Source organism: Streptomyces spiralis (assembly GCF_014654675.1).
Lineage (GTDB): Bacteria > Actinomycetota > Actinomycetes > Streptomycetales > Streptomycetaceae > Streptomyces > Streptomyces spiralis.
Map to the genome: position 1 here is coordinate 1 of NZ_BNBC01000088.1, position 16,679 is coordinate 16,679.

15 protein-coding genes and 1 pseudogene are annotated in these 16,679 nt (G+C 73.5%); 8 read left to right on the top strand and 8 right to left on the bottom strand.

The annotated features are described in order from the left end of the window. On the bottom strand, positions 1-81 hold an 81-nt coding region (locus IE318_RS42940), incomplete at its 3' end, for a helix-turn-helix domain-containing protein (RefSeq protein WP_189908290.1). A 155-nt stretch (positions 82-236) separates the two neighbouring features. Here IE318_RS42940 and IE318_RS42945 point away from each other — a divergent pair. Both IE318_RS42945 and IE318_RS42950 read left to right on the top strand, forming a co-directional pair. Next, the gene (locus IE318_RS42945; RefSeq protein ID WP_189908277.1) at positions 237-2,012 is read left to right on the top strand and encodes a condensation domain-containing protein; all 1,776 of its coding nucleotides are present in this window, start codon (positions 237-239) and stop codon (positions 2,010-2,012) included. A 117-nt stretch (positions 2,013-2,129) separates the two neighbouring features. Next, on the top strand, positions 2,130-2,396 hold the full coding sequence (locus IE318_RS42950) for a hypothetical protein (protein WP_189908278.1): 267 nt from the start codon (positions 2,130-2,132) through the stop codon (positions 2,394-2,396). A 37-nt stretch (positions 2,397-2,433) separates the two neighbouring features. On the opposite strand, the pseudogene IE318_RS42955 reads toward IE318_RS42950, so the two are convergent. The 3 genes and pseudogenes from IE318_RS42955 to IE318_RS42965 all read right to left on the bottom strand — a co-directional run. Further along, positions 2,434-2,563, bottom strand: a pseudogene (locus IE318_RS42955) (helix-turn-helix domain-containing protein); the annotation flags it as partial. A 58-nt stretch (positions 2,564-2,621) separates the two neighbouring features. Next, positions 2,622-3,272, bottom strand: a complete 651-nt coding sequence (locus tag IE318_RS42960) for a response regulator transcription factor (RefSeq protein ID WP_189908279.1) — start codon at positions 3,270-3,272, stop codon at positions 2,622-2,624. After that, a complete protein-coding gene (locus IE318_RS42965) occupies positions 3,260-4,531 on the bottom strand; it encodes a sensor histidine kinase (RefSeq protein WP_189908280.1) in 1,272 nt (423 codons plus the stop codon). The genes IE318_RS42960 and IE318_RS42965 overlap by 13 nt, the downstream gene beginning before the upstream one ends. 171 nt (positions 4,532-4,702) lie before the next feature. Here IE318_RS42965 and IE318_RS42970 point away from each other — a divergent pair, with 171 nt between their 5' ends. The 5 genes from IE318_RS42970 to IE318_RS42990 all read left to right on the top strand — a co-directional run bounded on the left by IE318_RS42970 (position 4,703) and on the right by IE318_RS42990 (position 9,780). After that, positions 4,703-5,182, top strand: a complete 480-nt coding sequence (locus IE318_RS42970) for a hypothetical protein (protein WP_373311446.1) — start codon at positions 4,703-4,705, stop codon at positions 5,180-5,182. 53 nt (positions 5,183-5,235) lie between these two features. Next, positions 5,236-5,952: a class I SAM-dependent methyltransferase gene (locus IE318_RS42975; RefSeq protein ID WP_189908282.1), complete on the top strand. Its 717-nt coding sequence runs from the start codon at positions 5,236-5,238 to the stop codon at positions 5,950-5,952. Positions 5,953-6,501: 549 nt separating this feature from the next. Then, positions 6,502-7,260, top strand: a complete 759-nt coding sequence (locus IE318_RS42980) for a thioesterase II family protein (RefSeq protein ID WP_189908283.1) — start codon at positions 6,502-6,504, stop codon at positions 7,258-7,260. A 10-nt stretch (positions 7,261-7,270) separates the two neighbouring features. Next, positions 7,271-8,536, top strand: a complete 1,266-nt coding sequence (locus tag IE318_RS42985; protein ID WP_030185799.1) for a beta-ketoacyl-[acyl-carrier-protein] synthase family protein — start codon at positions 7,271-7,273, stop codon at positions 8,534-8,536. Further along, entirely contained in the window at positions 8,533-9,780 is a 1,248-nt protein-coding gene (locus IE318_RS42990; protein WP_189908284.1) for a ketosynthase chain-length factor, read from the top strand. Before IE318_RS42985 ends, IE318_RS42990 begins: the two co-directional genes overlap by 4 nt. A gap of 154 nt (positions 9,781-9,934) precedes the next feature. On the opposite strand, the gene IE318_RS42995 is transcribed toward IE318_RS42990, so the two are convergent. Together IE318_RS42995 and IE318_RS43000 are read right to left on the bottom strand one after the other, a co-directional pair. Continuing rightward, positions 9,935-10,834, bottom strand: coding sequence for an aminoglycoside phosphotransferase family protein (locus IE318_RS42995; protein ID WP_189908285.1), 900 nt, complete (start codon positions 10,832-10,834; stop codon positions 9,935-9,937). 201 nt (positions 10,835-11,035) lie between these two features. Next, a complete protein-coding gene (locus tag IE318_RS43000; protein WP_189908286.1) occupies positions 11,036-12,121 on the bottom strand; it encodes a helix-turn-helix domain-containing protein in 1,086 nt (361 codons plus the stop codon). A 101-nt stretch (positions 12,122-12,222) separates the two neighbouring features. Between IE318_RS43000 and IE318_RS43005 the strand changes: the two genes are divergently transcribed. Beyond that, entirely contained in the window at positions 12,223-13,464 is a 1,242-nt protein-coding gene (locus IE318_RS43005; RefSeq protein ID WP_189908287.1) for an MFS transporter, read from the top strand. A 285-nt stretch (positions 13,465-13,749) separates the two neighbouring features. Here the strand turns inward: IE318_RS43005 and IE318_RS43010 are convergent, their stop codons facing one another. Together IE318_RS43010 and IE318_RS43015 are read right to left on the bottom strand one after the other, a co-directional pair. Beyond that, complete coding sequence (locus tag IE318_RS43010) at positions 13,750-16,068, bottom strand: SpoIIE family protein phosphatase (RefSeq protein ID WP_189908288.1); 2,319 nt, start codon at positions 16,066-16,068, stop codon at positions 13,750-13,752. A 99-nt stretch (positions 16,069-16,167) separates the two neighbouring features. Beyond that, a complete protein-coding gene (locus IE318_RS43015; RefSeq protein ID WP_189908289.1) occupies positions 16,168-16,581 on the bottom strand; it encodes an anthrone oxygenase family protein in 414 nt (137 codons plus the stop codon). Positions 16,582-16,679 lie beyond the last annotated feature (98 nt).

The window sequence follows — 16,679 nt, forward strand, 5'->3', positions numbered from 1 at the left end:
GAACGTGCGCGACAGCTCGGCTGCCTGCGCATCGGTCGGATAGAAGCGGTACTTGAACGCCCGCTTCACGCCAGTGGTCATGGCTCACACACTAGTACAGCAACTTGTGACCGCGCTGAGGTAGTTGATGGTGGCCGCCGATCCGCCCGGAGGGCGAATCGGCTTTCCCTGCCCTGCTCCGCAGGAGTCCGTTTCCTCCCCCGCCTGAAGGCGGGGGTATCCACGGAGGAATTCCGATGAGCAACCGGGGAGAGCTCCGCGAGGTGCGCGCCGCCCTCGTGTCGCTGCCCGGTGTGCGCGACGCCGCCGTCCATGTGACCCGGCAGGCCCCGGACAGCCCGCGGATCGTCGCGCACGTGGTGACGCGCACCCAGCTCGCCGAGCTGCGCACCGCCCTCAGGTCCCGGCTCCCCTCCCACCTGGTCCCGGCCCGCCTGCACCGGGTGCCGTACATCCCCCTGCTGCCCGACGGCAGTACCGACCGGCGCGCCCTGGCCGCGCTGACCTCGCCGGAGCCGGACGAGACCACCCCGGCGCCGGCACGGCCAGAACCCGGCGAGCCTGCGGCGGGCGAGGCCGCCGGCGACGCGGCGCACGGGCAGCCGCCCACCGTGCCGGTCACCCCCCAGCAGCACGCGCTGCTCCTGGACGCGCTCGCCCACCGCGGCACCGGCCGCTACGTGGAGCAGCTGCACTGGCGCTGGCGCGGCCAGGTGGACACCGACCGGTTCACCGCGGCCTGGCAGTCCGTGTTCGACCGGGAGACCGTCCTGCGCGCCGCGTTCGACTGGGAGAGCGGACCCCGCCTGGTGCTGCACGAGCACGCCCGCGCCGAGGTCGTGCGCCACCCGGCCGGCTCCGTGGAGTTCGAGGAGCTGAGGGAACGCGACCGGCTGCGCGGCTTCGACCTGCGCTCCCCGGGCCTGCTGCGGCTGAACCTGGTCGACGAACCGGACCCCGCCGGCGGCGGGCCGCCGTCGGTGCGGGTCCTGCTTACCTTCCACCACGTCATGCTGGACGCCTGGAGCGTGTCGGTCCTGCTCCAGGAGTTCTACCGCGCCTATCTCGCCGGCGGGCGGCTGCCGGGCGGGGAACGGCGCCCCGACATCCGGGACTACGCGCGCTGGCTCGCCGGCCAGGACACCGCGCCCGCCCGTGACTACTTCTCCTCCGCTTTCCCGGCCGCCACCGCCCTGGTGCTGCCGGCGGTCCCCGGCCCGGCCACCGGCCTGTCCGGCTCCGGCCGGGCCGAGGCCCGCCTCGGCGCCGGACAGGCCGGCCGGCTGCGCGCCTGGGCGGCGTCCTGCGCGGCCACCGAGACCGGCGCGCTGCAGGCGGTGTGGGCGCTGCTGCTGTACCGGGCGGCCGGCACCCCGGGGCCCGCCCTGGTGGGTTTCGGCGTCACCGTCTCCGGCCGCGGCATCGCCCTCGACGCCGTCGAGGGGCTGCCCGGCCTGCTGACGAACACGCTGCCCATGACCGTCCGCGTCGACCCCGGCGGGGCGGTGACCGGGCTGATGGCCCAACTGCGCGACCAGGCCGTGGACCTGGCCGCCTACGAATGGGTGTCGCTGGGGCAGATCCACCAGTGGAGCGGGCGGGGTGCCGACGGCGAACTCGCCGAGAGCCTGCTGGTCTTCGAGCACCGGCGGCGCGACTCCGACGAACTGCGCTCCGCGCTCGCCGCACAGGGCATCAGCGTCGAACGGCCCCGCGCGGCCGGTGCCCCGACCGCGTTCCCGGTGACCCTGTTCGCCCACCGGGACAGCGACGACGGCCTCGTCCTGGCCGCCGTGCACGACCGTGCCCGGCTCGCCGACGACGACGCCGCCCGGCTCGTCGGCCAGTGCGCCCGGCTGCTGCGCGAACTGCCCGCACTGGCGGGCGGTTCGGCGACCGTGGCCGAGGCGCTGGCCGCGATCGCCGACGAGCCGCCGGTACGGATGGCCCAGGCGCCCCACGCGACCGCCTCCGCCGGCGGCGTTCCGCCCCGAGGAGAGCCCCGGCCATGACCCCCCAGCCCCGGCGCGGCACCCTGCCCGCAGCCGACGGGCCCCGCACCCGGGCGCACCACCCGGGCACCCGGGCGGGCCGGCCGCCCGCCTGGCCGACCTGCTGGAGATGACGCGATGACGCATCCGACGATGGCCTCTGACCCCGACCGCACCCCCGAGCCCGTACCCGCCGCCGCCCCCGGCCCCGGCCGCAGGCCGCACGACGACCCCGGCCCGTCCGGCGATCAGTTGGTGACCGGGCACCACGACCCCGAACAGCCCGGGCAGCCACTCGATGCCGCCGCCCACGTGGGCGGCGCACCGGCGACGGCGTCCCGCCCGCCCGCCACCACGCCCCCGTCCCCGTCGGCGAGGACACACACCATGACATGCGCCGTGTGAGACGGGGTGCGGCCGCCGGCGGCTGCTCGTCGGGTGGGGCGACTGGGTCGGTGATCCGACACCCCACGCCGGGTGTGGTGGCGATGACCGGGGGCGCCGAGTTTGCGGCGCAGGCGGCTGATGGTCACCGTGACGGTGTTGGTGAACGGGTCGGCGTGTTCGTCCCAGACCCACCAAGTGCTGCTCAGCACCGTTGTCGACGGGGCATGCGGGCGTGATCGCGCACTATGCGGTCGCAACGCCCAGGAAGCGCAGCACCGCCAGGACGCGGCGGTGGTCGGCGTCGGCCTTGGGCAGGTCGAGCTTGGTGAAGATGCTGTTGATGTGCTTGGCGACCGCGCTCTCGCTGACGACCAGCTCGGCGGCGACGCCGGAGTTGGACCGGCCGCCCGCCATCAGCTCCAGCACCTCCCGCTCGCGCGGTGTCAGCCGGTCGAGCGGATCGCTGTGCCGGCGCACCAGCAGCTGCGCGACGACCTGCGGGTCGAGCGCGGTGCCGCCGGCCGCCACCCGGCGTACCGCCTCGGTGAACTCCTCGACGTCAGCGACGCGTTGCTTGAGCAGATAGCCGACGCCCGAGGTGTTGGCGGCGAGCAGATCGGCGGCGTACCGCTCCTCCACGTACTGCGACAGCAGGAGCACGGCGGTACGCGGGTACTGGCGGCGGATCACCAGCGCGGCGCGTACTCCCTCGTCGGTGAAGCCGGGCGGCATGCGCACGTCGACCACGGCGATGTCGGGCCGGTGCTCCTCGACGGCTGCCAGCAGCCCTTCTGCGTCGGCGACTTGCGCGCACATCTCGAAGCCGGCCGCCTCCAGCACCTTGACCACGCCGATACGCAGCAAGAGGGAATCCTCGGCGATCACGGCGCGCACGGCAGCTCCACGGTGATGACGGTCGGGCCCCCGGCGGGGCTGCGGCAGGAGAACGTGCCGTCGACGGACGCGACGCGCTTGGCGAGCCCGGCGAGCCCGGTGCCGCCGGCCGCCGCGAGATCCGCGCCGCCCGCTCCGTCGTCCGCGACGACCACCAGCAGTGTCTCCCCGATCCGCTCCACGGTCACGTCCGCCCGGGTCGCCTGGGCGTGTTTGACCACGTTCGTCAGGGCTTCGGAGACCACGAAGTACGCGACGGCCTCGACCGTGGGTGAGGGGCGCTGCGGCAGGTCCACCGCCACGCGCACCGGGATCGGGAGGCGGGCGGCGACCCCGGACAGCGCGGCGTCGAGGCCGCGGTCCTCGAGGACGGCCGGATGCAGGCCGCGCACCAGGTTGTTCAGCTCGGCGATCGCCTCCTTCGCCTCGCGGTGCGCCTCGTCGATCACCTTGCGGGCGTCCTCCGGCAGGTCGCCGAGGGTGGCCCTGGCCAGACCCAGGTTGACGGCGAGTGAGACGAGGCGCTGCTGTGCGCCGTCGTGCAGGTCGCGCTCGATCCGCCGCCGCTCGGCGTCGGCGGCGTCGAGCACGCCGGCCCGGCTCTCGGCGAGGTCGGCGACCCGGCGGGCCAGCTTCTCCGTGCGGCTGGGGCCGAGCAGGACCTCGGCCGCCCGGGTCTCCAGCCGCACCAGAGCGCCGGTCAGCCGGGGCCCGAGGAACAGCAGGGCGAGGCCGCCGGCGGTGATGCACGCGGCCTGCGTGGTGTACCCGAGGTCGGTGATCCGCCACTGCGGGGGCAGCGCCCAGATCCACACGTAGATGGAGGCGGCCACGAGAGCGGCGGCCCAGACGGCGAGGACGGCGAGGTCCAGGACGGCGAGCAGCGGACCCGCCACGGCGTGGTAGCAGACCTGCCGCCACAAGGCCCGGCCGGTCAGCCGCCGCACCGCCGGCTTCCAGTTGCGTCCCGGCCCGGGTACGGCGGGGCGCGGGAGGCCCTTGCCGGCGAGCGCCCGGTAGCGCCGCCGCTGCCCGACGGTCAGCAGGGGTGTCACCACGAGCGTGAGCAGCACGGGCAGCGGAGTCACGGCCACCGCGCCGGGCGCGCGCACCGACGCCGCCATCGTGCCGAGCAGCCAGAGCCACAGTGGCACCACGGCGAGGTGGAGCGGCAGGCCGGCGGCGACGAGCGCGGTCCGGTGTCCCACCCTGCGGAACGGCCGGCCCGGCACCAGCCGCAGCCACGTCGTGAGTTGCATGCGTCAAACGGTAAAGCCGCAGGCCATCCCCGTGCCATGACGCTCCCGCCCGGTTCGGGGGTGCACTTGTCTCCACCCCGGGTCGGAACCCTGCGTGACTGACGGCGCCCTGGTGTGCGGCGGAGGGTGGAGCACGTGAAGGGGAGAGCCGGCGGGGAGCGGGGGAAGACGATGCGTCAACTGGCCTTGTGCGATGAGGAAGTGGCCGGTGCCGAGGGCTTCGACGGCGCCGAGGTCATCCCGCTCCACGAAGAGGCGGAGGAGCCGCGCCCGGCGCGGGGCATGCGGCGGGCCGGGTGGCTGCTGGTCGCCTGCGGCCTCGCCCTGCTGCCGTGGCTGCTCGTGCTGGCCACCGGCCTGCCGGCCACCGCGACCGCGACGCACTGGCCGCTCGCCTGGGTCGGGCTCGACGCGCTGGAGGCGCTCGGCCTGATCGCCACCGGCCTCCTCGCCGCCCGCGGCGACCGGCGGCACGCCCTGGCAGCCGCCGCGACCGCGACGCTGCTTGTGGTGGACGCCTGGTTCGACACCACGACCGCGGCCCCGGGCGGCGACTTCGCCACCGCGGTCGCCATGGCGCTCGGCGCCGAGCTGCCGCTCGCCGCGCTGTGCGGCCGGCTGGCGCTGCGGGCGCTGAGCCGGCCCGCGTGACGCCGACCGCCCGACTACGTACCACGGACCGAATCGATCCACCGGAGAACACCATGCACCGCATCACCACCGCCCCCGCCGCCCCGATCCCGGCCCGGACCCGCTGGGCGGTCGCCGCCGGCGTCGGCGCCGCGTTGGCCGCCGCCTGGTGGCTGGGCGACACGGCGCCCTATCCGTACGCCCAACGCGGCCTGCTCGACGTGCCGTTGCCGTTCCTGACAGCCGACCGGATGGACGCCGTACTGCAACCGCGGCCGGGGGAGCGGATCCTGGAGATCGGCCCGGGGACCGGCCTGCAGTCGCTGCACGTCGCCCCGCAGCTCGGGCCGCAGGGACGGCTCGATGTGCTCGACATCCAGCAGGAGATGCTCGACCACGTGATGTGCCGCGCCGAGCGCGACGGCCTGGCGACGATCAGGCCCACCCGCTCGGACGCACGAGAACTGCCCTACGCCGACGGGACATTCGACGCCGTATACGCCGTGACCGCGCTCGGCGAGATCCCCGAGCCGGATCGGGTACTGCGCGAGGCGGCACGAGTGCTGGCACCAGGCGGGCGGCTGGTGATCGGCGAGTTCTTCGACCGGCACCGGATCCCCTTCGGCCGGCTGCACCGGCTCGCCGACGCCGCCGGCCTCCACCTGACCGAGCCCCGCGGCCCAAGCCCGGCATACCTCGCCCGCTTCCGGCCCTGCAGAGCCGACGCGCCAGGCCACCAGAGCGAGTGCCTCGCCCACAGCGACCGGGACCCCAACGACGGGCAAGCGTGAGCACCGCACGCAGGGACCGCGATCAGCGAGCTGAACAACCTGGCGCGCGGTAGGCCGCTCCAGGAGTCGAGGGGGCTCCGCCCCAACCGCGGCCAGCCACGAAAACTGCGGCGCCCCCGCAAGGCGGCAGGGGAGTCCTGCGGCTTCTGCTGCGTGACTCCGGTCTCCGATCGTGCTGGGTCCTCCCCGGCAGCAACTGAAGCCCGGGCGGCGGCGATAAGACGGGTGCGTCCAGCAGCCCCACGGAGTTCCGCGAGCGGGCCTGTGGTGGTGCAGTGCCGACCGGCCCATTCCGCGCGGTTTTCGGCGGTGCTACCCAGCCACAGGTGAGCGGGCCTGCTGCCCCGACCAACGAGCCGCCAGCACCACCGGGCACGAATAATCCAGCAGGATCGGTGACAGAGCTCTTGCCGGTACCCCGGCAACCACCCGTCGCCCGCCGGCCGTTCGCGCACGTGGCCGATTCGAGTTGTTCTCCAGGTTCGTCGGCGAGGCTCAAAGGCAGCCGATGCGCTCCCATCCACGGCGGCCGAGGAGGTGCGACACACCATGCGGGACGGCTCGCCGGTGACCCTCTACTGCTTCGCGCACGCCGGCGCGGGCGTGTCCGGTTTCGCGCACTGGCCCGCCGCCACCGGTCCCGGTGTGGTCACCGTGCCCGTGCCGCTGCCCGGACGGGGCGCCCGGCGCCGCGAACCCCGGGCGACCTCGCGCGAGGCGCTGCTCGACGCGCTCCTCGGCCCGCTCGCCGAGCAGGTCGCCGACGGCCGCCCGTACGTGCTGTACGGGCACAGCCTGGGCGGCATCGTCGCCTACACCCTCGCCCGCGCGCTCGTCGACCGGGGGCTGCCCGCCCCCGCCTGCCTCGCCGTCGGCGCGAGCCCCCCGCCGCACATCGCGCCGCCGTGCCACGGCGACGACCTGAGCGACGAACGGCTGCTGCGCTTCGTGACCGGCCTCGGCGCGGCGCCCGGCGGCGTGCTCGCCGCCCCGGGCAGCCTCTGGTACCGCTCCGTGCTGCCCCTGCTGCGGGACGACCTCCGGCTCGCCGCCGCCCTGCGCGCCGCCGCGGGCGCCCCGCTTGCGGTTCCCGTCCTGGCCGTCGGCTCACACAGCGACCCGGTCGTCGGACCGGAGGCGCTGGACGGCTGGGCACGCTGGACCACCGGCCGGCTTGTGCGGCGCACCGTCCCCGGCGACCACTTCTTCGTCCGCGGCCCGCACGCACCCCGACTGATCGGGCGCGCCTGCCGCGTGGTGCGGCGCACTCGGCTCGTACCTGGGCTCATATCTGGAGGACAACTGTGAGGGACAACCGATGAGGCGGGTCGTCATCACCGGCATCGGGGTCGTGGCCCCGGGCGGCGTGGGCACCCGCGCGTTCTGGGACACGCTGACCGCGGGCCGCACCGCCACGCGCGGCATCACCCTGTTCGACGCGAGCACGTTCCGCTCGCGCATCGCCGCCGAGGCGGACTTCGACCCGATCGCCCACGGATTCGGGCCCGCCGAGGCCGCCCGCCTCGACCGCGCCGCCCAGTTCGCCCTCGTCAGCGCCCGGGAGGCGGTCGAGGACAGCGGGCTGACCGGCGCCCTGGACCCGGTGCGCACCGGCGTCACGCTGGGCAGCGCCGTCGGCTGCACCACCGGCCTGGACAACGAGTACGGCGTGGTCAGCGAGAACGGCAGCGCCTGGGAGGTCGACCACACCCGCGCGGTCGCCCACCTCTTCGACTACTTCGTGCCCAGCTCCATGGCGGCCGAGGTGGCCCGCCAGGTCGGCGCCCAGGGCCCGGTCTCGCTGGTCTCCACCGGCTGCACCTCCGGCATCGACTCCGTCTGCCACGCCGTCGACCTGATCCGCGAGGGCAGCGCCGATGTGATGGTCAGCGGCGCGACCGAGGCGCCGATCTCCCCGATCACCGTGGCCTGCTTCGACGCCATCAAGGCGACCAGCCCGCGCAACGACGAGCCGGAGACCGCCTCGCGCCCCTTCGACCGCTCCCGCAACGGCTTCGTCCTCGGCGAGGGTTCGGCCGTGCTGGTCCTGGAGGAGTTCGAGCACGCACGCCGGCGCGGCGCCCACGTCTACGCCGAGATCGCCGGGTTCGCCGGGCGCAGCAACGCCTACCACATGACCGGCCTGAAGTCCGACGGCGCGGAGATGGCCGAGGCGATCCGCGCGGCGCTTGACGAGGCCCGCCTGGACGCCACCGCCGTCGACTACATCAACGCCCACGGCTCGGGCACCAAGCAGAACGACCGGCACGAGACCGCCGCGTTCAAACGCAGCCTCGGCGAGCACGCCTACCGGGTGCCGGTCAGCTCCATCAAGTCCATGATCGGCCACTCGCTCGGCGCGATCGGCTCGCTGGAGGTGGCCGCCAGCGCGCTGGCCATCGAACACGACACCGTGCCGCCGACAGCCAACCTGCACGAGGCCGACCCGGCCTGCGACCTCGACTACACCCCGCTCACCGCGCGCGAGCAGCGCACGGACACCGTGCTCAGTGTCGGCAGCGGCTTCGGCGGCTTCCAGAGCGCCATCGTCCTGACCCGGCCGCGACTTCAGGAGGCGGCATGACCACAGCCACACTGGACCGTCCCGCCGCCCGGGCGGGTGCCGGGGCCGTCACCGGCTCCGTCGTCACCGGCATCGGTGTCGCCGCCCCCAACGGGCTGGGCACCGAGGCGTGGTGGGCGGCGACCCTGCGCGGCGAGAGCGGCATCCGCCCGGTGACCCGCTTCGACGCCTCCCGCTACCCGGTGCGCCTCGCCGGCGAGGTGTCCGGCTTCGTCGACGAGGAGCACCTGCCCAGCCGTCTGCTGCCGCAGACCGACCGGGTCACCCGGCTGTCGCTGGCCGTCGCCAAGGAGGCCCTGGACGACTGCGGCACCGACCCGGCCGCGCTGCCCGAGTACGGCGCCGGCGTGGTCACCGCCTCCTCCGCGGGCGGCTTCGAGTTCGGCCAGCGCGAGCTGCAGGCCCTGTGGTCCAAGGGCGGACAGCACGTCAGCGCCTACCAGTCCTTCGCCTGGTTCTACGCCGTGAACACCGGTCAGATCTCCATCCGGCACGGGCTGCGCGGCTCCAGCGGTGTCGTGGTCACCGAGCAGGCCGGCGGCCTGGACGCGATCGCCCACGCCCGGCGCCAGATCCGCAAGGGCGCGGCGCTGATGGTCACCGGCGGCGTCGACTCGGCGCTGTGTCCGTGGGGCTGGGCCGCCCACCTGGCCGCGGACGAGCTCAGCCACGCCACCGACCCCTCCCGCGCCTACCTGCCCTTCGACGCCGCGGCCGCCGGCCATGTGGTCGGCGAGGGCGGCGCCCTGTTCGTCCTGGAGAGCGATGTGGCCGCCCGTGAGCGCGAGGCGCGCGTGTACGGCGCGTTCACCGGGTACGCGGCCACCTTCGACGGCCCCGGCACGCCGCGCCTGGGCGACGCCGCACGGCTGGCCCTCGCCGATGCCGGGGTGGGCCCCGAGGAGATCGACGTGGTGTTCGCCGACGCCGCCGGCGCACGCGCCGCGGACCGCGCCGAGGCGCAGGCGCTCGCCGCGCTGTTCGGCCCCCGGGGTGTCCCGGTGACCGCACCGAAGTCGATGACCGGACGGCTGCTGGCCGGCGGGGCCTCCCTGGACGTCGCCGCCGCCCTGCTCGCGCTGCGCGACCAGGTCCTCCCGCCGACCACGGGAACCGCCGAGCCCGCCGCCGACTGCCCCGTCGACCTTGTCACCGCGCCCCGTGAGACCCCGGTCCGCCACGCCCTGGTCCTGGCCCGCGGCCGGGGCGGCTTCAACTCGGCGGCCGTCCTCAGCGCCCTCTAAACCGGACCGGGCCGCCGGGACACCGTCCCCCGCGTTCCGGCGGCCTTCCGGGGGGCGCCGAGGCGCACCGTGCGGCGGAGGAGGCTTGAGGATCGAGTCGGCGAGTGCGCCTGCGAAGGCGGAAGCCCCGTCTGCCGGACGGTCAACGCCGGCGTCAAAGGCCGTTCAGGACACGCTCAAGCGCCGACCGGCCTGCAGGCCCCCAGTTCGGCTTGCCGCCGGGCAGGCCGCGGTCCCCGTTCTGTCCCATCAGCATCAGGAACAGGCTCTTCACCGCGGCCAGCCCACGCGCCCGGCGCATCGCTGCCTCGTCCGCCCGTGCGTAGCTGTCGAAAAACCGTGCAGCGCCGTCCGCGGGGAGCAGCACCCAGGCAGCCGCAAGGTCCCAGGCCGGGTCTCCGGCGAAGACGTCGCCGAAGTCAACGACGCCGGCCAGCGTCCCGTTTGCGACGACGACGTTCGCGGGATGCAGATCGCCATGAACCCACACCCGCGGGCCCTTCCACCCGGGAGCCGCGACCGCGTCGTCCCACACGGCCCGGACATCGTCCTTTGCGAAGCGGCCGAGGTCCACGGCCCGCAGGAAGTTCTCGAAGCCCTCCGCGTACTCCCGGGGGTGACCGCCGCGGTCCGAGGCGTTCGGCGCCTCGGCGGGCGCCTCCACGTGCAGCGCCTCGAGGAAGGCAGCCAGGGTGTCGGCCGCGTGGTCGCTGCGGGTGATCGAGCCGTGGTCCAGGGGTGTGCCCTCGACCCATGTCATGACGGTCCAGATCTTGGGGAAGCGCTCGGACGGCACGCCGTCCCGCACAGGGACCGGGATCGGCAGCGGCAGACGCGAGGCCAAGGCCGGCAGCCACCGGCGCTCCTTGAGTTGCCGATCTGGGCTGGTGTCCATCCGCTGCATCCGGATCGCCAACTCGTCTCCAAGGCGCCACATCTGGTTGCCCCAACCGCCCGCCACCTCGCGGATGGGCAGCGCGGCCAGATCCGGATGCTGATCCAGCAGCAGGTCCCGAACCAGAGTCTCGTCGACTTCACTCTCGGATTCGATCATGCACAGTCACGGTACTTGAGGCAGGGGGAGCCGACCACGTTCTCTGCTGCAGGCCGCACCCGCCGAAGGAAGCGACGTCTTGAGGTCTGGGGGTGACCGGGCTGCTCGGTGGGATCCCCAGGCGGCTCGGCGAGTTCACGGATGGGCTGGCCGACGGCTGCCAAGGCGGTGGCCGCCTCCGTTCCGATGGACGCAAGCTGCTCAGCGCAGTACGGCCGCCAGCAGGTCGGTGCCCAGCGCCGCCAGATCGGGCAGGTTGAGGGTGTAGCGGACGTAACGGCCCTGCCGCCGAGCCGTGAGCAGGCCCGCGCGGCGCAGGACGGCGAGGTGGCGGGAGATCTCCGGGGGTGAGAGTTCCCAGAAGTGGGCCAGTTCGGCGGTGGTGTGCGGGCCGCGGGCCAGGGTGCGCAGCAGCCGCAGCCGTACCGGATGCGCGAGCGCCTCCAGCCGGAGGGTGACCGTCTCCAGCGAGACCGGCTGCGCCGGACTCGGCTCGGCGACGGGGTACTGCACCACCGGATGCCAGCCGGGCGCGTGGACCGCCACCAGGTGCGGGCGGCCGAAGACGCTGGGGAGGAAGGTGACCCCGGCGTCACGGGCGGCGGTCGCCTTGTCCTGCACCTTGTCCACGATGATGCAGTCGCCGTCCGGTGCCAGGGTGACCGCGCCGGAGACCGAGGCGAGTGCCGCCCCGATGCCGTGGCGCCTGAGCAGTTCCCTCTTCAGGCGCAGATCGGTGGCGAGTTGCACCGCGACGCCCGCCCAGGCGCCGTCGAAGAAGGCCTCGGCGCATTCCTCGAGGGTGTGGCGCACCCGCGCCCGCACCGCGGCCGGGTCCGCGAGGAGCCGTTCCGCGAAGGCCTCCTGCAACGTGCCGCGGGCCTGGGCCAGGTCCAGGGCCCGCTCGCGCGCCGTCGTGTCGGTGAGCGGCGACGCCCGGGAGAAATGGACGCGGTTGCTGCCGCACGTGGTGACGAGCGCGGCGGTCACATACCTCTCGTCGTCGATCCGGTCCACGTCGTCCAGCTCCTCGGCGAGGGTCGGCCGGGGCCGCGCGGGGATCAGGAAGTCGGCCTGCGAGGAACGCCAGAGGAACTCCGCCTCCCTGAGCCGCTCGGCCAGCTCAGGCCGCAGCCCGGCCCAGACGTCCGCGGCCCAGCCGGCGAACTGCGGATGGTGACCGGGTTCGGCCAGCACGTGCAGCATCGCGGTCAGCTCGGCCAGCGGGGACGCGGCGAACTGCACTCGCCCGGACGGCAGAGCGCTGATGTCGATCCTCAGCGTCATCCCCCCATCATCACCGCCCGCACAGCCCGGCGGCGGCACCGATTGACGATGTGCGTCAACCGACGTGCCCTGCCCGGCGGCCGAACGCACCGTCTGACGCCATGGCAACCACCACAATCCGGCCCCGCGCCCTCCTCCGTGCCTCCGGAGGCCCCCGCTACGCCGTCGCCCTGGCCGTGGACGCGCTGGGCACCGGGCTGCTGCGGCCCTTTCTGCTGCTCTACGGCGTGACGGTGCTGAGGCTGTCCGCGCCGGTCACAGGCACCGCCATGACCGCCGGCATCGTCGCGGGTCTGGTGTGCATGCCCGCGGTGGGCCGATGGCTGGACCGCGGCGCACGCAGCACGGTCGTGGCGGCGTCGATGCTGGTACGGGTGCTGGGCGTGGCGCTGCTGCTGGCCGCTCCGGCGGGGCACGTCTGGCTCTTCGCGGCGGCGGCACTCTTCCTCGGCATCGGCAACCAGTCATGGCCTGCCGCCCACGCCGCGCTCGTGGCCACCATCGCCCACGGCCGGGAACGCGACACCGCCCTGGCCGGGGCCCGCGCCCTGCGCAACGCCGCCCTGGGCGTGGGAGCACTCCTCGCCGCCGTATGTCTGGCGGGCGGCACCACCGCACTGCGGGCGCTGGCAGCCGTCACCGCGCTCGCCTACCTTGCCGCAGCCGCCCTGGCGTGGTCGGTCCACGTGCACGCACATCCGGCGCGGACCGCCCCGGCCAGGGACCGGGACGAGGAGCCCGCACCCCGGATGCGCGCGCTGCTCGCCGCCAACGTGGTCTACGTCTTCTGCCTCAACGTCCCCGAGATCGCGCTCCCGCTGGTCCTGGTGACGCAGCTCGACGCGTCCGCGGGGTGGCCGGCGGCCGTGTTCGTGGCCAACACGGTGCTGGTCGTCACCCTGCAGGTGCCGGTCACCGTCCTGATGTCCCGCTTCTCCCGGCGGACCGTGCTGGCCCTGTCCGGTGTGGTGCTGGCCGCCTCCTACCTCGGCTTCCTCGCGGCCACCTCACCGGGACACGGCTGGGCCGTGCCCGCCGTCGCCACGGTGTCCGTGGTCTGCACGATCGGCGAGATCATCTACGCCGGCAGCGCCACCGCGCTGGTCACCGCACTCGCCCCGGCCCACGCCCTGGGACGCGCCCTCGCCCGCTTCCAGCTCTCCACCGGCTTCGGCCTCGCCGTCTCCCCGGCGGTCATCACCGCTCTCGCACCGCTCGGCCCCGCCGCTCTGTGGGGCGGCCTCGCCGCCGCGACGCTCCTGTCCGCCGGCGCCGTCGCCATCGAGAAGGACCGAGAAACGCGGCGCAGCGGTCACCGCCCCCAGAAGCAAACAAGCCTGTGAGCCCGGCGAGCTCTACCACCGTCTCCAGCACCGCAAGCCGTTCGACGAACGCACCGTGTTCCCCACCGAACTGGCCGCCGCAGCTGGACGGCACAGCAGCGTGAGGTGTCTTCCTTCCCACCCCGACCATCGCCTGACTCACCCCACCCAGGGCCCTGTTCGAAGCAGACCGGACGCACGAACGCAGGAGTCCGCGGGCCGTCCAGCCAGCCACTGTGGGCGCTGCACGGACGCCGTCGAACGAGGGCTGGAGGGCGGTTTTCCGCCCAGGAGGAGCATCGAGTCTCAAGCGCGTCGGATGACCAGCACGGCCACGTCGTCGAGGTGGTCCACCTGGGCCACCGCGTCGAGTATGCGGTCTGCGGTCGCCTCGACGCCGAGCCGGTCCTGGAGGGCTTGCCCGGCCAGCGCTCCCGCCATCTCCAGTCCGGCTTCCAGGGGCAGGCTCGGCCCTTCGACCACACCATCGGTGACCATGACCAGCGCGGTGCCCTCTTCCAGGGTGAAGGTCTCCTCGGGGTACTCGGTGCCGGGCACGATTCCCAGGACCGGCCCGGCGGGAAGTGCGTGGATGGTGTGGCTGCCGTCGTCGCGTGCGTGGAGCAGTGGCACATGGCCCGCGCTGGTGCCGATGACCTGTCCGTCCTGCGGATCGAGGTGCAGCATGGTGCAGCTTGCGAAGCGTGGCGCGTCCATCGCGACGAGCAACTCGTTGGTACGCATCAGCACCGTTCCCGGCTCAGGCTCGTGGGCGGCGATGGCGCGCATGGACGAGCGCACCTGGCCCATGAAGACCGCGGCATCCACGTCGTGTCCTTGAGCGTCGCCGATTTCCAGTGCGACCGCACCGTCGGGCAGGAAGAACGCGTCATACCAGTCTCCGCCGATATCCAGCCCGTCCCGGCTGGGCTGATAGCGGGCAGCGATCTCCAGGCCTGGGAGGTGCTCCGGCAGCGTCGGGAGCATGCTCTGCTGGAGCGCCGTGGACAGCTCGACGTGGGCTTGTTGCAGCCTGATGCGCCGCAGCGCCTGGCCTGCCAATTCGGCCAGAGCCGTCATGAAGGCGAGTTTCTCGGGGGACGGGGGGTGCTCACTCTCGTACGTCACCACCCAGGCCCCGAGCGGCCGGTCGTCCGCCGGGCTGAGGGGGGTGATCGACAAGGCGGTGCCGGGGACGGGGCGCGGCAGGGGCAGATCGTCATCATGCAGCCAACGGCGGACAAGCTCCTCGTGGTTGGGGAAGAACTGCGCCTGACCGGTACGGATCACGCAGGGCAACGGCCGGTCCTCGTCCAGCGACAGACCGTGTAGAGCATCAGCCTCCCAGGTGGGAATCCCGGCATCGGAGGAGACCCGCAGGCGCCCGTCGTCGACGACGGCGAAGAGCGCACCGCAACCTCCGACGGCCGCGGCGAGCCGGGCCAGGACGACCTGCTGCAGTTCCTGCTCGGTGGCGGCGGTGAACAGGGCGGAGGAGAACGCGGTGATCCCGTCGGCGCGCTCGCGCTCCGCGCTCACCTCGGCCAGCATCTCCTGGCGGTGTGTCTCGGACTGTGTGTCGTCGCGGATCACCGCGAAGACCCGTTCGGGGCCGCCGTATCCCAGCTGGACCCGGCGGGTCTGGCCTGCGAGAACACGCCAGCCGTCGTCCTCGGTGAAAAACCGCGACCTGATCCACGGGGACTGGGCGGCGGACGAGCGCACAAGCCGCTGCACGTCCCTGCGGTCATCGGGGTGCACCCGCCTGATCACCTCGGACAGGGGCACCGACGCCTGCGGGAAGAGCGCGGCCAGGGCGGGTGCGCCACCCAGTGACTCCATCCGGTGCTCATCGGGGGAACACATCCACAGGCCGAGGCCGGCATCCCTCGCCGCAAGCTGGAACGGGATCAGCAGACCACCGAGGTCGTGTCCCGCGTCCAACGAATGCACCCACACAAGCCGCTCGCCGCTCGGGGGATCCATAACCGGTCGCGCCTCGACGAGGCAGACCACAGATGCGGTGCCCGTGCCGGGAAATTCCAGCACACGCATCGCAAGCCTCTTCGTCGTGGCCCCGTGCGCCAGCAGGCTCTCAGCCGAGATGCGCTGATCCTCGGAGAGCAGATCGACGAAGCCATGCCCCACGGACTGTTCCCGCGGCCTGCCCAGTGCCGTGGCCATCGCGGCGTTGAGGGAGCGGATGACACCGTCCAGGGTCAAAAGAGCCGACGGTGTAGCCCTCTGAAGAAGTTCGTCCGAGGTGTCCACGTGCCGCTCCCTGACCATCTTCGAGCGATATGACCTTATTGCCCTTCGACAACAGTATCCGCCGCAGAGCAGGTCGCCCCCCTGCCGCTCATGACGAGAACACCCCCACTGCCAAGCGAAGCCTGCATCACGGTGAGGTCCTTCACGATTACTCACCGTGCCGGCTGTTCCCGGTCGTGTCGGTGTGCGGGTTGCGTGCGGCAAGGAAGGAGACGGAGCAGGCCGGCCGCGTGCGTGCCCGCCGGCTTCGGGAACCATCACGGAGGACATGGGAGCCCCCTGCGCATGGGCATCCTCACCACGGGGCAGCAGCGCCGCTGCCGCCGCACCTTCGCAGCGGACGCGGGACGACATCGACAACAGTGTCGCCCTACCCGCCGAGTTGGGGCAGTCCGGCGCCGCCGGCCGGGCATGGCACAGCCGGCGCCGGCGGGGTGGGTGGGCAACCGGGCGTCACATACGGCCGGTTCCGCCCGCCACCCGCATCGCCCACGCCAGGCAGCCGAGCGCGCCGGCGGTGACCAGGGTCCGCGCGATGTTCCAGTGCACCCAGGCCGACTCGAACCGCGCCCGAACCGCCGCCGGATCATGGATGCGCGCCGGCGCTCCCGCGTCCGCCAGGTGGTTGTTGAGCGGCACGCTGAACCCCATCGTGACCACAAGCGACGCCGCGTAGAGCACGACGCCCGCAATGATCCAGGGCAGGACGGGCCGCCCCGCCCCGCCGCGGTGCAGCACCGCGGCGACCACACCGAGCACGAGGGCGCCGCCGAAGGCAAGAGAGAACCAGCCGTTGAGAATCGCCACGTTCACCCGCTGCATCGTCTCGATGAACGTACGGTCGTCGGCCCGCGCCAGAGCGGGCATCACGGCGACGGAGAAGGCGAATTGACGTGCTCCCTGGCCTAAAGTCCAGGGATTCCGGCCTGGGTCGTCTGACCCTTCCGGGGGCTTCCTGCTTCACC

Excerpts from the sequence above, each read along its gene's own strand:
- IE318_RS42945 (WP_189908277.1), top strand. The coding sequence starts at position 237 with ATGAGCAACCGGGGAGAGCTCCGCGAGGTGCGCGCCGCCCTCGTGTCG.
- IE318_RS42950 (WP_189908278.1), top strand. The coding sequence starts at position 2,130 with ATGACGCATCCGACGATGGCCTCTGACCCCGACCGCACCCCCGAGCCC.
- IE318_RS42965 (WP_189908280.1), bottom strand. The coding sequence starts at position 4,531 with ATGCAACTCACGACGTGGCTGCGGCTGGTGCCGGGCCGGCCGTTCCGC.
- IE318_RS42970 (WP_373311446.1), top strand. The coding sequence starts at position 4,703 with ATGCGTCAACTGGCCTTGTGCGATGAGGAAGTGGCCGGTGCCGAGGGC.
- IE318_RS42975 (WP_189908282.1), top strand. The coding sequence starts at position 5,236 with ATGCACCGCATCACCACCGCCCCCGCCGCCCCGATCCCGGCCCGGACC.
- IE318_RS42980 (WP_189908283.1), top strand. The coding sequence starts at position 6,502 with ATGCGGGACGGCTCGCCGGTGACCCTCTACTGCTTCGCGCACGCCGGC.
- IE318_RS42985 (WP_030185799.1), top strand. The coding sequence starts at position 7,271 with ATGAGGCGGGTCGTCATCACCGGCATCGGGGTCGTGGCCCCGGGCGGC.
- IE318_RS42990 (WP_189908284.1), top strand. The coding sequence starts at position 8,533 with ATGACCACAGCCACACTGGACCGTCCCGCCGCCCGGGCGGGTGCCGGG.
- IE318_RS42995 (WP_189908285.1), bottom strand. The coding sequence starts at position 10,834 with ATGATCGAATCCGAGAGTGAAGTCGACGAGACTCTGGTTCGGGACCTG.
- IE318_RS43000 (WP_189908286.1), bottom strand. The coding sequence starts at position 12,121 with ATGACGCTGAGGATCGACATCAGCGCTCTGCCGTCCGGGCGAGTGCAG.
- IE318_RS43005 (WP_189908287.1), top strand. The coding sequence starts at position 12,223 with ATGGCAACCACCACAATCCGGCCCCGCGCCCTCCTCCGTGCCTCCGGA.
- IE318_RS43010 (WP_189908288.1), bottom strand. The coding sequence starts at position 16,068 with ATGTCGTCCCGCGTCCGCTGCGAAGGTGCGGCGGCAGCGGCGCTGCTG.
- IE318_RS43015 (WP_189908289.1), bottom strand. The coding sequence starts at position 16,581 with ATGCCCGCTCTGGCGCGGGCCGACGACCGTACGTTCATCGAGACGATG.